General features: G+C 67.2%; 15 protein-coding genes and 1 pseudogene (1 of these 16 cut by a window edge). 14 read left to right on the top strand and 2 right to left on the bottom strand.

The window, feature by feature from the left end; genetic code table 11:
* Nucleotides 1-123 precede the first annotated feature (123 nt).
* A pseudogene (locus tag IU448_RS28835) lies at nt 124-1,530 on the top strand (MFS transporter); the annotation flags it as partial.
* 126 nt (nt 1,531-1,656) lie between these two features.
* Complete coding sequence (locus IU448_RS28830) at nt 1,657-2,610, top strand: MSCRAMM family protein (protein ID WP_228812834.1); 954 nt, start codon at nt 1,657-1,659, stop codon at nt 2,608-2,610.
* Between the two features lie 265 nt (nt 2,611-2,875).
* On the opposite strand, the gene IU448_RS10240 is transcribed toward IU448_RS28830, so the two are convergent.
* Nucleotides 2,876-3,307 (bottom strand): hypothetical protein, encoded by a 432-nt coding sequence (locus IU448_RS10240; RefSeq protein WP_195055359.1) that lies wholly within the window; start codon nt 3,305-3,307, stop codon nt 2,876-2,878.
* A gap of 257 nt (nt 3,308-3,564) precedes the next feature.
* Here IU448_RS10240 and rpsH point away from each other — a divergent pair, with 257 nt between their 5' ends.
* The 9 genes from rpsH to map all read left to right on the top strand — a co-directional run bounded on the left by rpsH (nt 3,565) and on the right by map (nt 9,132).
* Nucleotides 3,565-3,963 (top strand): 30S ribosomal protein S8, encoded by a 399-nt coding sequence (rpsH, locus tag IU448_RS10235; protein WP_062977139.1) that lies wholly within the window; start codon nt 3,565-3,567, stop codon nt 3,961-3,963.
* A 13-nt stretch (nt 3,964-3,976) separates the two neighbouring features.
* Nucleotides 3,977-4,513 (top strand): 50S ribosomal protein L6, encoded by a 537-nt coding sequence (gene rplF, locus IU448_RS10230; protein WP_195055358.1) that lies wholly within the window; start codon nt 3,977-3,979, stop codon nt 4,511-4,513.
* Nucleotides 4,514-4,515: 2 nt separating this feature from the next.
* Nucleotides 4,516-4,923: a 50S ribosomal protein L18 gene (gene rplR / locus IU448_RS10225; RefSeq protein WP_195055357.1), complete on the top strand. Its 408-nt coding sequence runs from the start codon at nt 4,516-4,518 to the stop codon at nt 4,921-4,923.
* Between the two features lie 46 nt (nt 4,924-4,969).
* A complete protein-coding gene (gene rpsE / locus IU448_RS10220; RefSeq protein ID WP_195055356.1) occupies nt 4,970-5,614 on the top strand; it encodes a 30S ribosomal protein S5 in 645 nt (214 codons plus the stop codon).
* Nucleotide 5,615: 1 nt separating this feature from the next.
* A complete protein-coding gene (rpmD, locus tag IU448_RS10215; RefSeq protein WP_195055355.1) occupies nt 5,616-5,795 on the top strand; it encodes a 50S ribosomal protein L30 in 180 nt (59 codons plus the stop codon).
* Nucleotide 5,796: 1 nt separating this feature from the next.
* The gene (rplO, locus tag IU448_RS10210) at nt 5,797-6,240 is read left to right on the top strand and encodes a 50S ribosomal protein L15 (RefSeq protein WP_195055354.1); all 444 of its coding nucleotides are present in this window, start codon (nt 5,797-5,799) and stop codon (nt 6,238-6,240) included.
* 164 nt (nt 6,241-6,404) lie between these two features.
* Nucleotides 6,405-7,721 carry a preprotein translocase subunit SecY gene (gene secY / locus IU448_RS10205; protein WP_195055353.1) on the top strand — a complete coding sequence of 439 codons (1,317 nt, stop codon included), beginning with the start codon at nt 6,405-6,407 and terminating at the stop codon, nt 7,719-7,721.
* A complete protein-coding gene (locus tag IU448_RS10200) occupies nt 7,718-8,278 on the top strand; it encodes an adenylate kinase (RefSeq protein WP_195055352.1) in 561 nt (186 codons plus the stop codon). Before secY ends, IU448_RS10200 begins: the two co-directional genes overlap by 4 nt.
* A 44-nt stretch (nt 8,279-8,322) precedes the next feature.
* Entirely contained in the window at nt 8,323-9,132 is an 810-nt protein-coding gene (map, locus tag IU448_RS10195; RefSeq protein ID WP_195055351.1) for a type I methionyl aminopeptidase, read from the top strand.
* Between the two features lie 65 nt (nt 9,133-9,197).
* On the opposite strand, the gene dtd is transcribed toward map, so the two are convergent.
* The gene (gene dtd / locus IU448_RS10190) at nt 9,198-9,641 is read right to left on the bottom strand and encodes a D-aminoacyl-tRNA deacylase (RefSeq protein ID WP_195055350.1); all 444 of its coding nucleotides are present in this window, start codon (nt 9,639-9,641) and stop codon (nt 9,198-9,200) included.
* 317 nt (nt 9,642-9,958) lie between these two features.
* Here dtd and IU448_RS10185 point away from each other — a divergent pair, with 317 nt between their 5' ends.
* The 3 genes in view from IU448_RS10185 to IU448_RS10175 are tightly spaced (at most 17 nt apart) and all read left to right on the top strand, a layout consistent with a single transcriptional unit that may run on beyond the window.
* On the top strand, nt 9,959-10,279 hold the full coding sequence (locus IU448_RS10185) for a hypothetical protein (RefSeq protein WP_195055349.1): 321 nt from the start codon (nt 9,959-9,961) through the stop codon (nt 10,277-10,279).
* Between the two features lie 17 nt (nt 10,280-10,296).
* Nucleotides 10,297-10,791, top strand: a complete 495-nt coding sequence (locus IU448_RS10180) for a YbaB/EbfC family nucleoid-associated protein (RefSeq protein ID WP_195055348.1) — start codon at nt 10,297-10,299, stop codon at nt 10,789-10,791.
* Nucleotides 10,792-10,806: 15 nt separating this feature from the next.
* Nucleotides 10,807-17,780, top strand: partial view of a hypothetical protein gene (locus IU448_RS10175; RefSeq protein WP_195055347.1) — the start only. Its footprint extends 23,353 nt past the window's final position; 6,974 of the gene's 30,327 nt are visible here — the first part of the coding sequence; its start codon is at nt 10,807-10,809; its stop codon lies beyond the right edge, outside the window.

The raw sequence follows: 17,780 nt of genomic DNA, 5'->3' as shown, positions 1-17,780 counted from the left end.
ACGTCCGGCTCGGGTGTTGCCCGGCGCGCCGGGGAATGTGGGGCGTCGAATTGGTTAGATTGCATCATGCATGTTATGTGTATTATGCACATCGACTGAACTTTTCTTGCGAGGAGCAAGCTCGTGACCAAAACCGAACCCGCTGTCCGCCCCGGGGCGGTGCTTGCGGTGCTCGCCTTCGCTGGGATCGTGGCGTCACTGACGCAGACCCTGGTGATGCCGCTGCTCGGGCAATTACCGGAGATACTGAGCACCGACCCCTCGAATGCCGCCTGGGTGGTGACCGCGAGCCTGCTGGCCAGCGCGGTGACCACGCCGGTCGCCGGCCGCCTGGGGGACCTCTACGGCAAACGCCTGGTCCTGGTGGGTTCGGTGGTGCCGCTCATCGTCGGGTCGATAGTGTGCGCCCTGTCCACGTCGCTGTGGCCGATGCTCGTCGGCCGCGCCCTGCAGGGGATGGCCGTGGGCCTGATCCCGGTCGGTATCGCCGCGCTGCGCGATCTGCTGCCCCCGGCGAAACTCGGCTCCGGGATCGCGCTGATCAGCTCCTCCCTCGGTGTCGGCGGTGCGTTCGGTATGCCCCTGGCCGCGGCGGTCGTCGAATACAGCAGCTGGCAGTACCTGTTCTGGGGTACTGCCGCACTCGCCGCCATCGCGGGTCTGCTGATCTTCCTGGTGATCCCGGTGACTCCGCCGCGTGCCGACCGCGGCCGCTTCGATGCGCTGGGCGCCCTCGGTCTCGGCGCCGCACTGGTCTGCCTGCTGCTCGCCGTCTCCAAGGGCGCGGACTGGGGCTGGACCAGTGTCACCACGATCTCGCTGTTCGTCGCCGCGGTGGTGGTACTGCTGCTCTGGGGCCTGTGGGAACTGCGGTCGCGTGATCCGCTGGTCGATCTGCGGGTCACCGCCCGACCCCGGGTTCTGCTGACCAACCTCGCCTCGATCGTCATCGGTATGTCGATGTTCGCGCAGGCGCTGATCTTCCCGCAGCTGCTGCAGCTGCCCGAGGCCACCGGCTACGGTCTGGGCCAGTCGATGGTCGCGATGGGTCTGTGGATGGCGCCCGGCGGTCTGACCATGATGCTCACCTCACCGCTGAGTGCGAAGCTGTCCGCGTTCGCCGGTCCCAAGATCACGCTGATCGTCGGCTCGGTCATCATCGCCCTCGGCTACGGCGCTTCGGTATTGATGATGGGCGAGCCTTGGGGTCTGATGCTGGGCGCCATCATCATCAGCCTCGGTGTCGGCTTCGCCTACGGCGCTATGCCCGCGTTGATCATGAGCTCGGTGCCGATCACCGAAACCTCGGCAGCCAACAGCTTCAACACCTTGATGCGTTCGATCGGCACCTCGGTGGCCTCCGCCGCCATCGGCGCGGTCCTGGCGCAGATGAGCGTCAGCTTCGCCGGTGGAACCAGTGTCCCGACCGAGAACGGTTTCCGGACCGGCATCCTGATCGGCTGCGGTGTCGCCGTGGCGGCCGCACTGGTCGCACTGACCATCCCGACGGCCAAGCGCGCCGCCGCCGCGGCGCTCGCGGGTGCCCGGCCGGACGAGGCGAAAACCGAGGCGCATGCGGTGGCCGAAGCGGTTCCGGCCGCACCCGCGGGACTGTCGGTGGAAGCCGAACAGGTGATCGACGACGCCGCGGCCGCGATGCCGGTCACCGGAGACGCCGCCACCGCCCCGGGGCCGCGGCATGCCGCACCCGAGACCCCGGCCGTCGCTCCGGCGCAACGCAACGGTGCGACCGCACCTGCCCCGCAGCCGTCGGTTGGCGGATCGGTGCTGTTCGGGCGGGTATCCGATACCCGCGGCGGTGCCGTCGCCGGCGCGACCCTCACCTTGATCTCGCCGGCCGGGCAGCAACTGGGCCGGGCCCGGTCGGGGCCGGACGGGTTCTACGAACTGGCCGCTCCGGCGCCGGGATCATATGTGCTGATCGCCTCGGCCGAAGGACGGCGGCCGGACGCCTCGACCGCTGTGCTCGGGAGCAACCCGGTGTCCTACGACGTCACGCTCAGCGCGCTGACCGGTCTCGAAGGCACGGTCCTGCGCATCGGCGACGGCACACCGGTATCCGCGGCGATGATCACCGCTCTGGACCTGCGCGGTGAGGTCATGGCCGCCGGCGAATCCGATCACAGCGGGCGGTTCGAGCTCACCGGCTTGCCGGAAGGTGAATTCACCATCGCGGTGAGCGCGTTCGGTTACCATCCGACCGCCGTATCGGCGCAGGTCACCGGGCGCGACACCGCTCGCGTGGAGGTATTGCTGCGGCCCGGCGTGCGGGTCGCGGGCGTGGTCGCCGGTGGCGGGCGTCCGCTGGCCGGTGCGCTGGTGACGCTGACCGATTCGCTGGGCAATGTGATCGAGAGCCGGACCACGGACGCCGATGGCTCCTATGCCTTCGGCAATCTCGCCGAAGGCAGCTACACCGTGGTCGCCACCGGCTACGCACCGGCCAGCGCGCAGGTGCGGGTGAATGAGCACGATATCGAGGGTCTCGACATGGAACTGCGCGCCGCTGCGGACGAACCCGTGGAGCCGGGCAATCCGGAAACCGGCCAGTTCGACGAACTGCCCGAGGTGCACAAGAGTTCTTTGTGAGCTCGTTCGAACCCGAGCGAAGCGGGCCCCGGAGCCACTGGCTTCCGGGGCCCGCTTCGGTCCGGTGACCGCGAGCGGTACTCGCCGAACGAAACCGGCCTGTCGAACGCGACGTTTTCGGTCTGCACCGCTTACAGCCTGGCGGACCTGGATCCGCCATCGATCGGCTACCCGCAATATCGAGCACGGTCGACACGGCGGTCACGGTTGTCGGGCACCGTACTTCGAGGACACAGCTCGGCCGGGTCGTCGCTGACCGTGGTGATCAGCAGGGCGCAGCGGCGGCCAGGCTACTGTTCGCTGCTTTTGCCGTCGATGCGAGCGTGATCAGGTTCGCGATCTGCTGTTGCCCGGCGGCCAGCATGTCGAACTTGCTGCGCATCTCGAGAGTCAGGGTGTCGACTCTGTTGTTCAGCTGCCCGATTTCGCCCCGGATCCCGGTGATATTGCCCCGGATCTCGATGATGTCCCCCCGGAGATCGGCGATATCGGACCTGGTCGCGTTGTGCACACGCATGTTCTGTTCGCGGGACTCGCGTAATTCGATCCGCAGTTCCGAGGTATCGCGGTCCGCCCCTCCGGCCAGGATCCGCGCGGCAGCAGCATCCTTCTCGCTGCGCTGCAGCCGATGCTCGAGATCTCCCACCTCATCTTCGAGGGCGGTGAGCCGCTCCTCGAAGTTCCCCTTCTCTGTCATATAACGGCCAGAGTACCTGGTCACGGCGGTATTCCGGGGGGCTGATTTTGTCGTAAACGAGCCAGCTCCTACACTAGACCGGTTGCCAGGGCACATCTGTGTCCGTGGGCGGCCCCGCGTGGGCCCCCGGGCGATACGAACTCATCCGGCGGTGACTGCCGTCCGGACCAGCCGAATTGCTGTAGGCCCACGGCCGGCGCCCGCGTGGCGCGGGTGTTGTATGGGAACCGCAGCGAGAAAGGTGTCGAGGTCGAACTATGACCATGACCGATCCGATCGCAGACTTCCTGACACGTCTGCGCAACGCCAATTCGGCGTACCACGATCAGGTGAAGGCCCCGCATTCGAAGCTCAAGGCGAATATCGCCGAGATCCTGAAGCGTGAGGGCTATATCGCCGATTACCGCACCGAGGACGCAACCGTGGGCAAGGCCCTCGTCGTCGACCTCAAGTACGGCCCCAGCCGGGAGCGCAGCCTCCAGGGTCTGCGCCGGGTTTCGAAGCCGGGTCTGCGCGTGTACGCGAAGTCCACCAACCTGCCCAAGGTCCTGGGCGGCCTCGGCGTGGCGATCATCTCCACGTCGACCGGCCTGCTCACCGACCGTCAGGCGGCTCAGCAGGGAGTAGGCGGGGAAGTCCTCGCCTACGTCTGGTAAGGGAGGTACGGACATGTCGCGTATCGGCAAAGATCCCGTCGTGATCCCCTCGGGTGTCGAGGTGACCATCAACGGCCAGGATATCGCCGTGAAAGGCCCGAAGGGTCAGCTCTCGCTGACCGTCGCCGAGCCGATCACCGTCACGCAGGAGGACGGCCGCCTGGTCTTCTCCCGCCCGGACGACGAACGCCGCAACCGTTCGCTGCACGGCCTGACCCGGACGCTGGTCGACAACATGGTCACCGGTGTCACCAAGGGGTACGAGAAGAAGATGGAAATCTTCGGCGTCGGCTACCGCGTGCAGCAGAAGGGCAGCAACCTCGAGTTCGCCCTCGGTTACAGCCATCCGGTGCCGATCGAGGCGCCCGAGGGCATCACCTTCGCGGTGGAATCGCCCACCAAATTCTCCGTATCCGGGATCGACAAGCAGAAGGTCGGCCAGATTTCGGCGGTTATCCACGGCCTGCGCAAACCCGACCCCTACAAGGGCAAGGGCATCCGCTACGCCGGTGAGGTCGTTCGCCGCAAGGTCGGAAAGACGGGTAAGTGATCATGGCGCAAACCGAGAACCAGAAGGCCAAGCGGATTCCGCTGGGCAAGGATGCTTCGACCCGCCGTCGGCTGTCCAAGACGCGGCGTCATTTCCGCCTGCGCAAGAAGATCGAGGGCACCAGCGTTCGGCCGCGGCTGATCGTGCACCGCTCCTCGCGGCATCTGCATGTGCAGCTCATCGACGATTCCGCGGGCCACACCCTGGCATCGGCCTCGACCATCGAAGCCGATGTGCGGGCGCTGGACGGCGACAAGACCGCCAAGGGCAAGAAGGTCGGCGAACTGATCGCCGAACGTGCCAAGGCCGCCGGTGTGGAGGCCGTGGTGTTCGACCGCGGTGGTCACGACTACCACGGCCGGATCGCGGCGCTCGCCGACGCCGCTCGGGAAGGCGGGCTGAAGTTCTGATGATCAACACCACTGCACATACCAGCGTGAACGGAAGGAACGTCTGATGCCGGGACGTCAACGGCGTGACGGCGGAAACGGACCCGCCGGACAGAACCCCAACGCCCCCGAGGGCGGCCGCGGCGATCGCAGGGGCGGCGGCGACCGCCGCGGTGATCGTCGCAACGACGCGGCCGAGAAGAATCAGCTCGAGCGCGTCGTAGCGATCAACCGTGTCTCCAAGGTCGTCAAGGGTGGTCGGCGCTTCAGCTTCACCGCCCTGGTCATCGTGGGTGACGGCAACGGCCTGGTCGGTGTCGGCTACGGCAAGGCCAAGGAAGTTCCCGCGGCCATCCAGAAGGGCGTCGAGGAAGCGCGTAAGGGCTTCTTCCGCGTCCCGATGATCGGCTCCACCATCACCCACCCGGTGCAGGGCGAAGCGGCGGCCGGTGTGGTCATGCTGCGCCCGGCCACCCCGGGTACCGGTGTGATCGCCGGTGGCGCCGCGCGTGCCGTGCTGGAGTGCGCGGGCATCCACGACATCCTGGCCAAGTCGCTCGGTAGCGACAATGCGATCAACGTCGTCCACGCGACCGTCGCCGCACTCAAGATGCTGCAGCGGCCGGAAGAGGTCGCGGCACGCCGCGGTCTGCCGATCGAGGACGTCGCTCCCGCGGGCATGCTGCGTGCCCGTGCCGGACAAGGAGTCTGATATGGCAGATCTCAAGGTGACCCAGATCAAGAGCTCGATCGGCGCCAAGCAGAATCAGCGGGACAGCCTGCGGACCCTCGGTCTGCGGGGGATCCGTAAGTCGGTGATCCGGGAGGACAACCCGCAGAACCGTGGTCTGATCAATGTCGTGCGCCACCTCGTAACTGTTGAGGAGGTCTGACATGACCATCAAACTGCATCATCTGCGCCCGGCCCCCGGCGCCAAAACCGATAAGACCCGCGTGGGTCGCGGTGAAGGCTCCAAGGGTAAGACCGCCGGCCGCGGCACCAAGGGCACCAAGGCCCGCAAGAACGTGCCTGCCGCGTTCGAGGGCGGCCAGATGCCCATCCATATGCGCCTGCCGAAGCTGAAGGGCTTCACCAACCCGTTCCGGGTGGAGTACCAGGTTGTGAATGTGGGCACCATTGCCGAGCTGTTCCCCGAGGGCGGCACCATCGGCAAGGACGAGCTGGTCGCCAAGGGCGCGGTGCGCAAGAACCAGCTGGTGAAGGTGCTCGGCGAGGGAGAGATCTCCGTCGCCGTGCAGGTCAGTGCGGACAAGTTCTCCGGCTCTGCCAAGGAGAAGATCGCCGCCGCCGGTGGTACCGCCACCGAACTGGGCTGACGTTCGCCCATAGACGACAGCGGCGCCGGACGAGTGCAGGCTCGTCCGGCGTCACTGTTAGAGTTCAAGTGGTTCTGCCAAAACCCGTCATGGGTTCGGCGATTTCCGAGTCGGGACACGCTGAAATTTCCATGGCCTGACCATGTCGTTCGCCAGGAGGATCTGTGCTTTCCGCCTTCGTTACGGCCTTCCGGACCTCGGACTTGCGGCGGAAGATTCTCTTCACGCTGGGGCTGGTAGCGCTGTACCGCGCCGGTGCCGCGCTGCCCTCGCCGGGCGTCGACTACGGGGCGGTCCAGGAATGTATCGACCTGGTCTCCGGTGGTGATTCCGCCGGGATCTACCAGCTGATCAACCTGTTCTCCGGTGGTGCGCTACTGCAGCTCTCGGTGTTCGCGATCGGCATCATGCCCTACATCACCGCGAGCATCATCGTTCAGCTGCTCACCGTTGTCATCCCGCGGTTCGAAGAGCTGAAGAAGGAAGGCCAGGCCGGCCAGACCAAGATGACGCAGTACACCCGGTACCTGTCGATCGCCTTGGCGATTCTGCAGGCAACGGGCCTGGTCGCGCTGGCCGCGCGTGGACAGCTACTGCAGGGCTGCCAGCAGGATATTCTCGCCGATACGAGTATTTTCGGCATGATCACCATCGTTTTGGTGATGACAGCGGGCGCCGCCCTGGTGATGTGGTTCGGTGAGCAGATCACCGAACGCGGGGTCGGCAACGGTATGTCGCTGCTGATCTTCGCCGGTATCGCGGCCCGGATTCCCTCCGAGGGCAAGAACATCCTGGACAGTCGTGGCGGTCTGCTCTTCGGCGTGGTGTGCGCGGCGGCCCTGGCGGTGATCATCGCGGTGGTCTTCGTCGAGCAGGGGCAGCGCCGGATTCCGGTGCAGTACGCCAAGCGCGTGGTCGGCCGTAAGATGTACGGCGGCTCCTCGACCTACCTGCCGCTGAAGGTCAACCAGGCCGGCGTGATCCCGGTGATCTTCGCGTCGTCTTTGCTCTATCTGCCGAATCTGGTCGTACAGCTGGTCGGGTCCACGAACGACACCGATCCCAGCTGGTGGCAGGAGATGATCCAGACCTACCTGGTGGATCCCACCAACCCGGTGTACATCGCGATCTACTTCGGGCTGATCGTGTTCTTCACCTACTTCTATGTGGCCATTACCTTCAACCCGGAGGAACGGGCCGACGAGATGAAGAAGTTCGGCGGTTTCATCCCGGGCTACCGGCCCGGTCAACCGACCGCTGATCATCTCAGCTATGTACTGAGCCGGATCACCCTCCCCGGCTCGATCTACCTCGGTGCGGTGGCTGTACTGCCGAGTGTGTTCCTCGGCTCCACCGGCGGCGCGCAGAGCATGGTGTTCGGCGGTGCTGCGGTACTGATCATCGTCAGTGTCGGACTGGACACCGTGAAGCAGATCGAAAGCCAACTCATGAATCGCAATTACGAAGGGTTCCTCAAGTGAGAGTTGTACTACTCGGGCCGCCGGGAGCGGGCAAGGGCACTCAAGCCGTGCTGCTATCGGAAAAGCTGGGCGTACCGCATATCTCCACCGGGGACCTCTTCCGCGCGAATATCAGCGAGCAGACGCCGCTGGGGCTCGAGGCCCAGCGCTATATGGACGCCGGTGAGCTGGTGCCCAGCGATGTGACCAATCGGATGGTGCGGTCCCGGGTCGCCGAACCCGATGCCGCCCGCGGTTTCGTCCTCGATGGATACCCGCGCACGGTGGACCAGGCCGACGCGCTGGCGAAGATCCTCGACGAACTGGGTAATCAGCTCGACGCGGTGCTGTGCTTCGTGGTGTCGGAGGACACCGTGGTCGAGCGGATGCTTTCGCGTGGACGCTCCGACGACAACGAGGAAACCATCCGGACCCGGCTGCGCGTCTACCGCGAGGAGACCGAACCGCTGTTGAACTACTACGACGGTCTGGTCGTCTCGGTGGACGGTATCGGCGAGGTCGACGAGGTGAACGCGCGGGCCTTGGAGGCACTGGGCCGTAATGCCACAACCGGTTAGCTCGGGTTCCGGGTCCGGAGCCGATTCTTCGACGAGGGAGAACCGTGGTCTTCGGACGTAAGAACAAGAAGGTCGTACCGTTCCGCACGGCCGGGGAGCTCGACGCCATGGCGGCGGCCGGCGCGATCGTCGGCCGTGCGCTGGTGGCGGTCCGTGCCGCCGCCGCCCCCGGGGTTTCCACGCTCGAACTGGACCGGGTCGCCGAACAGGTGATCCGGGACGCCGGTGCGGTCCCGTCGTTCAAGGGCTACCACGGTTTCCCGGCCTCGATCTGCGCTTCGGTGAACGACCGCGTGGTGCACGGTATCCCGACCGATGCCGAAGTACTGGCGCCGGGCGATCTGGTGTCCATCGATTGCGGTGCGATCTTGGACGGCTGGCACGGCGATTCGGCCTGGACGTTCGGTGTCGGCGATGTATCCGAGGCCGACCGGATGCTCAGCGAAGCCACCGAGAAATCGATGGTGGCGGGAATAGCGGCCATGGTGCCGGACAACCGGCTCACCGATGTCTCCCATGCGATCGAGCTGGGAACACGGGCCGCGGAAACCGAGCACGGCCGGTCCTACGGCATCGTCGACGGTTACGGCGGGCACGGCATCGGCCGCGAAATGCATCTCGATCCCTTCCTGCCGAACGAGGGACAGCCGGGTAAGGGGCCGCGGCTGGTGGTGGGCTCGGTGCTCGCGATCGAACCGATGCTCACCCTGGGAACCTCGGATACGAAAGTTCTCGATGACGATTGGACCGTGGTGACCACCGACGGTTCGCGTGCCGCGCACTGGGAGCATACGGTCGCGGTGACCGAGGACGGTCCGCGGATTCTGACCCTGCGTCCGGCGGGCTCCGAGTAGGGGCACGTACTTCCCCTGCGTGGCCGGCCGATTGCGCAGAGGCCCGCGGTGAACTCCCTTCGATATCAGAGTTCCAGCAGGACCGTTACCGGTCCGTCGTTGGTGAGTTCCACCTGCATATGCGCGCCGAAGCGGCCACCGGCGACCGCGGCGCCCAATTGCCGGAGCGTCCCGGCGACCGTTTCTACGAGAGGTTCCGCGAGCGGGCCGGGCGCGGCGGCCGACCAGGACGGTCTGCGGCCCTTACGGGTATCCGCGTACAGGGTGAACTGACTGACCACGAGCACCGGGGCGGACAGATCTGCCGCGCTACGTTCTTCGGCGAGAATCCGCAGCCGCCAGATCTTTTCGGCCATGGCGCGAGCGGTATCCGCGGTATCGGTGTGGGTGACCCCGATCAGTGCCAGCAATCCGTGCGGGACTCCCTGAGGCACCGGATCGATCCGGCCGACCAGTTCGCCGTCCACCAGCACCTGCGCCGAGGTCACACGCTGTATCAGGGCTCGCATATCGCTCGATCATGCCTTGCCGCAAGTTGTCCGTGTGCGGCGGGACGCCGGATGCCCGTGGGTGGCGGAAGAGCCGAGCACCATAGGGCCGGGTGGGTCGACGCGCATCGAATTCCCGCCCGCCGGACGGTTATCCCGAGATGACCGCTGCCATCGTACGGAAGTTTTTGCGTGCGCGCGGATTCCTTGTTCGAAAACGGCGGGAAAGCTGCCGTTCACGCTCGCATCATGCCGGGTTCGCTCCTGGCTGCCATCGTCGCTTCCGACAGTTGTACAACGGTGCGGGGTGGCTCGGCACCGCGGGAGGAGTGGACGCGATGGCCGATAGGGTCGATTACAACGACGAAGCGTTCCGGGCTGCCGCGGAACGCACGGGCGGTGTGCGGGACCGGGTGAACGGCGTCATCGATACCCTCACCACCAGCATCAACAGTCGTGGTGAACCGTGGGGCAACGATACGCTCGGAAACAGCTTCTTCAACGGGCAGGACAATGACGGTTACGGGGCGGGGAAGACGAACCTCATCGGCAGCGCGGGAAATGTCGCCGGCACCATGAACTCCTTCTATGAAGGGCAGGTCGAAAGCGCCGACTACCTGCAGGATATGGAAGACGGCAACCGCGACGGTCTGCGCTGACCGGGCCCTGCGCGACGATGACCAACGAACAGGCCAAAGCCGATTTCGCCGCGATCATGGGCGGTGTGCGGGAGCAGATGCGCACCCTCGCCCGGATCCAGCAGCAGCGTGCCGAACTCACCGCCACCGGCACAGCGCGCGGGAAGAAGGTCCGCGTCACGGTGAATGCCGACAATGTGGTGGTCGATGTGAAATTCGCCGACGATATCGACGAATTGAACTATTCCGACCTGGCGAAAGCGATCATCGAGGCCACCCAGCGGGCCTGCAAACAGGTCGCCGAGAAGACCACCGATCTGATGGCGCCGCTGGAAACCCAGAAGGCCCGGCTGCCCAAACTCTCCGATCTCGTCGAGGGCATGGAAGAGATGGAAATTCCGGGCGTGATCCCGGCCTCGACCACGCGGCCGGACAATGCGCACATCCGGGATGTGCCCGACGGCAGCGGCCTGCCGCTCGCCGGTGCGGACGGTAGCGGACGCGGCGGCTCGGTCACCGATTCCAGCTGGTGATCCGAGCAGTCCTCCATGATCGAGATCCCCGGCTGGGCACAGCATTTCGCAATCCTTGCGGGCGTGGAATGGCCCGAAGGCAACGAAGACGAGATGTGGGCCCTGGGCGGCGACTGGCGGGGCGCTGGGGATTCACTCGACGATATCGTCTCCGACATCATCGAGGCCAAACGTGCCTCGCTGTACGCCTATCCGGAGGGTGACGGCGTCGAGGAGATGATCAAGGCCTTCGACAGCCTCATCTCCGGTGACGGTTCCGAGAACGATCAGTCGGTGCCGAAATTGGCCGATTACTTCCGGCAGCTCGGCGATTCGGCGTACAACACCGGCACCGAAATCGAATACACCAAGCTGATGTACCTCTCGTCGCTGGCCTTGCTGGCGGCCGAGGTCGCGGCTGCGTTGGCCAGCGGGCCCGCGGCGCCGGCATTGCAGGCCATGGCCGTCGCCGCGACGCGGATCGCCGTACGCCTGCTGAGCCAGCGGGTCATGCAGGCGATTCTGCGGATCGCGTCGAACAAGTTCATGCAATTCGTGCTGCGCCACATGGCCATCGATACGATCCTGGGCACGCTGCAGGAAGTCGGTATCCAGGGATGGCAGATCAGCCAGGGCCACCGCCCGGATTTCGATCTGACGCAGATCGGCGTCACGGTCGTCGCCTCGGCCGCCGGTGGTGCTGCTGCGGGGCCGGTGGGCGATGTGATCGGCAACGCTCTGTCCCGCGAGGGCAGCGGGGTACTGCGGCAGACGATGGACGGATTGATCACCGGAGCCGGTGCCGGGTTGGTCGGTGGTTTGGCCGGCACTGCTGCCGCCGTCCCGGCCCAGTTCGTGGCCATCTGGGCGGAGACCGGCAGCTTCGACAAGGCATGGGACCAGACGCTGGATACGCTGCCGCAGCAGTTCGGTCCGCTGGGGATCGTGTCGGGTGCCACCAACGGGATGCTTTCCGGTGGCGCTCGCGGCTTCTCGCACGGTATGTCCGCCGAATTCGGCTGGGGCGTGCACAGCGAAAGCTATCAGAACAAGTGGGGCGACCGGACCCTCATGGACCGGATCAACGCGGAGGTGTACGGATCGGGGCCCCGCGTGGGTTCCGCGCCCGGTGCCGGTTCGCCCGGTGGCGCAGACGGTTCCGGTGCAGGCACCGGTTTCGGTTCCAGTGGCGACGGTTCGCAGACCAGCAGCCCGGCGCGGACCCCGGGCGGTCCCGAGGGGAACGGGGTCACCGGCGAAAACAATTCGTCGAGCAGCCGCAGTTTGCCGCCCGCCGGTAGTTCCCCGGCCGGTGACAACTCGACAGCCGGTGATAGTTCGAGCAACGGCAGTAGTGACCGCGGAAGCTCCTCGGATTCGCCGGCCGGCACCGCCGGCGGGGAGGGTGCGGGACGCGCGGATTCCGGTACCGGCTCGTCACCCTCGGATTCGGTAGACAACAGTGGCGGCGCGCAATCTCGCGGTGACGATTCCGCGGAATCGGATGGGGCGGGAGGATCGACCGGCGCTGCCGGCCGTTCCGAATCCGGTGCCGGGATCGCGGACCGCTCCGGGAGCGACGAACCCGGCGGACCGGTTGCGGAAACCGGTTCGGATTCCTCGCGAGACCGTTCCGGAAACACCGAAAGTACGGCCGGGCAACAAGATACGCAGACCGGAGCGGCGCAGCAGAGCGCAGATCGAACGCCCGGCGACGGGGTTACCGGGACCGCGGATCGCGCGGAGGGAGGCGACCGGACCGGGGTCCCGGGGACGGTTCTCGGCGCGCCGGTCGCCGGACCGGTGGCGGCGGCTCCGATGCCGCCGGCGGCGGGGGCGCCCGGCGCTACACCTGCCCCGGGCGCCTCGCCCGCCACTACGGGTACGACTCCCGGCGGCTCGAGTCCGGCTGCCACCGGCTCGTCCCAGGCTCCCGGCAGTGGCGGTGATTCCCGGGCACAGCCCGGGACCCCGGGCGATTCGCGCTCGTCGTCGAACCCCGGCGACAGCGGATCCCGCGCGCGGACGAGCGATCGTGCGGGTGCCGGTGATCGTGATCGTGCGGGTGCTGCCGATCGTGCGGGTGCCGGCGATCGGGTGCCGTACCCGGGCACCGAAGGTGTCCGCGCGGGTCACACCGGCGTGCCCGCTCATGATGCCAATGATGCTTCGTCGGCCGATCGTGGGCAGGAGCCGGCCGCAGCCCGGCTGCCCGGCGATGTCGGTGACGGCCGGATCGGTCCGGAAGACGTGCTGCCGCTGCCGGTACCGGCCGACGGTCGCGGGGATACCGCGGCGTCGCGGGATTCCGGGACGCGCGGCAGCTCCCGTGACCCGGAATCCCATGGGCCGCGCCGCGATACCCGGCCCGGCACCGATCCGGGCGACAGCAATCCGGACCGTTCGCCGGACGCCACCGACGATCCCGACCCGAGCCCGGACGATCCCGGGCACCTCGGCCCTTCGCCCGATGACACCGATGACACCCGGCCCCGTGATCCCGGCGAGCCCGAAGGGACCGGCGAACCGCGAAACCGCGGCGAATGCGCGCGTCTCACCCTGCGCGAGCTGCGAGAGCAAACCGGAAACACCCGGATCACCCCGCCGGAAAACCCGGTGGGGCCGCGCGGGATGGACCGCTCCGACATCGAGAACGCGCTCGGTGCAAAGCTCTACGACTATCCGGCCCCCGAACAGAACCAGGAGGGTGAGCCCGAGCCGCGGCACCAGGCCGTCGCCGACGAACTGATACGGCAGGCTGCTCGAATGCCGGCGGAACTGGTGGCTGCGGGCAAGGGACCGCGGGCATTGGTGATCGACACCTATGCCGGGCCGGTCGACGAACACGGGGTGGGATCGCACGCCTACTCGATGCGGGTGGTGGCCGATCGGTTCACCGGCGAATACCGGATCATGGTCTCGGACCCGACCGGGACGCCGCCCACCCGTGGCTACCCGCCGGATGCACCGGCGGAGGTCCGCAAGGTGTCGGCAACGATCCTGGACGGTGCCGGGCGAGTGGTTCCGCCCTCCGGGCACGACGCGCGAATCCGGCCGTCGGTCGAGGAGTACCTGCGGCACAACCAGGACGATTATCGGGCCAACCGGCAGGGCCGCCGGGAAACCGAGGACCAGTACGCCGCACGGCGGGCCGCCGAGGCCGCCGATCTGCAATCGCTGTTGGACCGTCGGCGCGGACAGGTCCTGCGCTTGTCCGCGGACAGATTCGACGAGGAGGGGCCGGCCGGCCTCGGCGATATCCTCCGTGAGCGAGCGAACGCGGCCGATCGTAGCGCCGAACAACATCGCGCCACCGCCGACGACCGCTGGGACGAGGCGCGCCGCCCACCGAAAACACGGGTCTCGGATCGGCCGCGCGACGACGAACGGACAATGCCGGACGACGGCACCGATTCGAGCCGGGGTGAGGGTGAGTCGTCGGATCGGGGTGAGGGTGAGTCGTCGGGCCGGGGTGAGGGTGAGTCGTCGGGCCGGGGTGAGGGTGAGTCGTCGGGCCGGGGTGAGGGTGAGTCATCGGGCCGGGGTGAGGGTGAGTCGTCGGGCCGGGGTGAGGGTGAGTCGTCCGGCCGGGAAGAGGACGAGCCCGCAGACCGGGGCGCGGCAACGCAGCTCGCCTCGGAGGAGGCCGAGGCGGGCGGCGGCCGGGACGATCGCGGGACGCCTACGCGCGGGGACGACAGCGGGGACCCGGATGCGCTCACGCCGGAGTCGGGGGCGGATTCCGAGCGCGACCGGCCGGAGCACGATGGGGTCGACGGTCGGCCGGATACGGAACCCGGGGCCGCGCGACCGGGCGAAACACCCGGCGACGATTCCTACTATCGCGATTCCGGCGGTCGGCTGCACCATCGTAACGACCCACCGAACACCTACCGCGACAATGATTTCCGGCTCCGCGACCAGCACGGCTGGGTACCCGACCCGCTGTCCGGAGGCGGGTACCGGCATCGGGCGCAGCCCGGCGAGGCCACCCCGTATACCCCGGTCGATCCGGCACTGGCCGAACAGCTGGCGGAGGTTTCCGCCGCTCGCCTCGAACAGCAGGCCCGGCGTGACCGGCTCGCCGAGAACCTCACAGCGCTCGTCGTCGAGGCAGGGGTGGTGGCCCACGCCGACCTCACCGATCTCCGCTACCTCACGCCGAACAAGCTCGCCGGGGAAATAGCGCGCGAAGAGCAGCAGGTCCGCAACGACGAGAGCCGGAGCGAAGACGATCGGCAGGAGCGCCTGGCGCTGCTGCACGATCTGCGCTCCCACGCCGAGCAATACCACGATCTGGTTCGGCAGGAGGTCCTCACCTCGCAGCGGCTCGGCGAACTCGGTGGTCTCGCCTATGCCTTGGATCCGCACCTGCATCCCGGCGCGATCCAGCTGTCGCCGTTCGAGGGTGGGAGCAGCGCGAAGAATGTTGTCGATATCGCGGTGCTGGTGCCCGCGACCGCCGATTCGCCACCGAAACTGCTGGTGGTCGAGGCAAAGGGCGTCGGTTCCACGCTCGGCGGGTCCAGGATTTCCGCCGCGCAACAAGGTTCGCCGGAGTATCTGGTCCGGACCCTCGGCATGGACAAAAACCTCGCCACCGTGCTCACCGAGAGCCCCGACCAGATGCGCGCCCGCGGTATCGACCCGGACAGCGATACGGGGCGTGCGCTCACCCGCGCGCGCGAGGAGCTGCTGACCGCACATCTCGACGGGCTGCTTCAGGTCGAATACCACGAGGTGCGGACCGCTGCGAACGGCGATGTCACGGTGCGCCGGTTCGATCTGACTCGCGACGGGGAGCCGGTGCGTATCGAGCTGATCGGCGGTATCGACAACGGCGGCCGCCCGGGCGACCGGACCGTCGCCGACCGGGAACAGGCGGACGTCGGTGGTACCCGGCGGTTGCCGGATAAGCCCGAACCCGGGGGGCCGGCCACCGCTGAGCAATCGGGCCCACCGCGGGACCGGCCGGGTCTCGACCCGGAACCCGCGGACGGGGGTGGCGACCGCGATGGGGACGATCTGCCTATACCGTCCTCCGGTGACGAGTGGTCGCGGCTGGGACTCGACGAGATCGTGTCGACTCTGCGGGAGCGCTACCACTTCGCCGAAATCATCGGCTTCGCCGATCCGGCCGACCCGGATATCCCGCCGCTGGATCTGACGCTGGTACGGGATTTCGCGCGGGCGGTCGATTGGATGATGTCGCAGTTCCCGATGCTGGATGTGCGCAATCTTCGGATCGGTCCTATCGAGGAGCGAGACCACGCACGCGGAACGGCGACCTACGACCTGGATCCCAGCGATATCGCCCGGTATGTGACCGATACGATCACGCTGAACGAACGGTTGATGCGCAACCCCGGCGATTTCTACGCATCGAGGCAGCGGTCGGAACACAACTTCCATTCGCCCAGCAATTCTGCGCGGCGCCCGGCCTTTTCCACGGCGGTGCACGAGCTCGGCCACGGGCTGGATTTCGCCGGCGGTATGCGTGCGCGGGGGCGGGTCGAACAGCTGCTGGTCGACTACTACGCCGAGCGGTACGGTCACTTCGATCCGGACGAATTCAGTGTGTGGATCAACCAGCTCAGCGGGTACAGCTTCACCGACACCGGTGATCTGAACCGGGTGGAGGTGCTCGCCGACGCGGTACTGGATGTGGCGCTCAACGGTGCCGGTGCCAGTGAGCCCGCCCGTATCGTCTTCGGCGCGTTGCGGCGCGAAGCCATCGACAACTACTACGACGCGTTCGACACCGGCGCGGGAGTGCTGCGCCCAGCGGATCTGGGGCTCGACTCCGGTGCCGACAGCGAGCGAGCCCTGCCGGACGCCGATCCGGCGAAGCCACCCGAGGAGCGACCGCCCGCGAAGCCGGGCCGTGGTCGCCAGGATTCGGACGAGGGCCTCGATCCATCGAATACCGGCTCGCCGGAGAAATTCGATGGTGGACCGGGCGAAGCGCCGCCGGAAGACCCGGCAACCGCCGCTGCCGCCGAGCGGACCGAGCGTATCCGGGAGTCGCTCGCGGCGACGCCGGCGGGTCAGTGGGCCGAACAAACGTTGCGGGACAACCATATTCGTCTCGAATACGCCGGCGACAGCGAACCCGGCTACGATCCGTCGCGCCGGACACTGGTGTTCGATCCGGATCCGGCTCTGCCCGACGGTGTCCAGATCGCGGCCATGGTGCACGCGGCGATCCATGTGGAAACCGAGAACTACCGCAGCAGCAATGTCTATCTGCAGCAGCGGATCGGCGAGTCGCGGCAGGAATATCTCGACTACATGCTCGGCGTGGAGGCCCGTGCGCATGCGCTGGAGATCATCGCGGTACTTCAGTTGCGCGCCGCCGGATACGATATTCCCGAGCTCGCGCTGGAACGGGCGTATGTCGACGCCTTCGACGCCGAGCACGCGCGGACGGCCGGGCGGACCCCTGCGGACCGCGACGCGCTCGCCAATATCGCGGGTCTGGACGCGCTGCGTCCGCTGATCGGCGACCACCCATTCGGCCCGGGCCGGACCTATGCCGACTATTACGGTGCCGCCTGGGATTCCGAGCGGGGGATTCGATCGTTCGCCGATATCGTGCGAGCGGCGCAGGACAGTGGCGTGGTGCGCCGGGAAGAGGTGCCCACTTCCGGCCCTGCCCGGGTGGAACGCATACGGTATGAAAACGGGCGGGAGCTGATCCGCAAGGATTTCACCGCCGCCGACCCGGAGGACGCGACCAAGGAATACCTTGCCGCGGTCGCCGGCGTCGCGCTCGGTGCGCCGGTGGCGCGCACCGTTACGGCCGAGCCGGGCGTGATCTATCAGGAGATCCGGCAGGGGACGCCGGCCGAGCAGAAGTACGGACACATCCTGCAGGACCCGGAGACCCTCGGTTACGCCGATACTCCGGCCGGACAGGCACTGGGTCTACTCGACGTCGTGGCAGGCAACCCGGCTCGCGGCGCGCCGGACTGGCTGTCCGCACCGAATCGGCAGCCCGTCGGTTTCGC

Origin of the sequence: Nocardia flavorosea, from assembly GCF_015477805.1 — a bacterium.
GTDB classification, from domain to species: domain Bacteria; phylum Actinomycetota; class Actinomycetes; order Mycobacteriales; family Mycobacteriaceae; genus Nocardia; species Nocardia flavorosea_A.
This window is presented reverse-complemented; position numbering and strand designations above follow the sequence as displayed.

Coding starts and splice junctions, on each gene's coding strand:
- IU448_RS28830 (WP_228812834.1), top strand. CDS start 1,657: ATGCCGGTCACCGGAGACGCCGCCACCGCCCCGGGGCCGCGGCATGCC.
- IU448_RS10240 (WP_195055359.1), bottom strand. CDS start 3,307: ATGACAGAGAAGGGGAACTTCGAGGAGCGGCTCACCGCCCTCGAAGAT.
- rpsH (WP_062977139.1), top strand. CDS start 3,565: ATGACCATGACCGATCCGATCGCAGACTTCCTGACACGTCTGCGCAAC.
- rplF (WP_195055358.1), top strand. CDS start 3,977: ATGTCGCGTATCGGCAAAGATCCCGTCGTGATCCCCTCGGGTGTCGAG.
- rplR (WP_195055357.1), top strand. CDS start 4,516: ATGGCGCAAACCGAGAACCAGAAGGCCAAGCGGATTCCGCTGGGCAAG.
- rpsE (WP_195055356.1), top strand. CDS start 4,970: ATGCCGGGACGTCAACGGCGTGACGGCGGAAACGGACCCGCCGGACAG.
- rpmD (WP_195055355.1), top strand. CDS start 5,616: ATGGCAGATCTCAAGGTGACCCAGATCAAGAGCTCGATCGGCGCCAAG.
- rplO (WP_195055354.1), top strand. CDS start 5,797: ATGACCATCAAACTGCATCATCTGCGCCCGGCCCCCGGCGCCAAAACC.
- dtd (WP_195055350.1), bottom strand. CDS start 9,641: ATGCGAGCCCTGATACAGCGTGTGACCTCGGCGCAGGTGCTGGTGGAC.
- IU448_RS10185 (WP_195055349.1), top strand. CDS start 9,959: ATGGCCGATAGGGTCGATTACAACGACGAAGCGTTCCGGGCTGCCGCG.
- IU448_RS10180 (WP_195055348.1), top strand. CDS start 10,297: ATGACCAACGAACAGGCCAAAGCCGATTTCGCCGCGATCATGGGCGGT.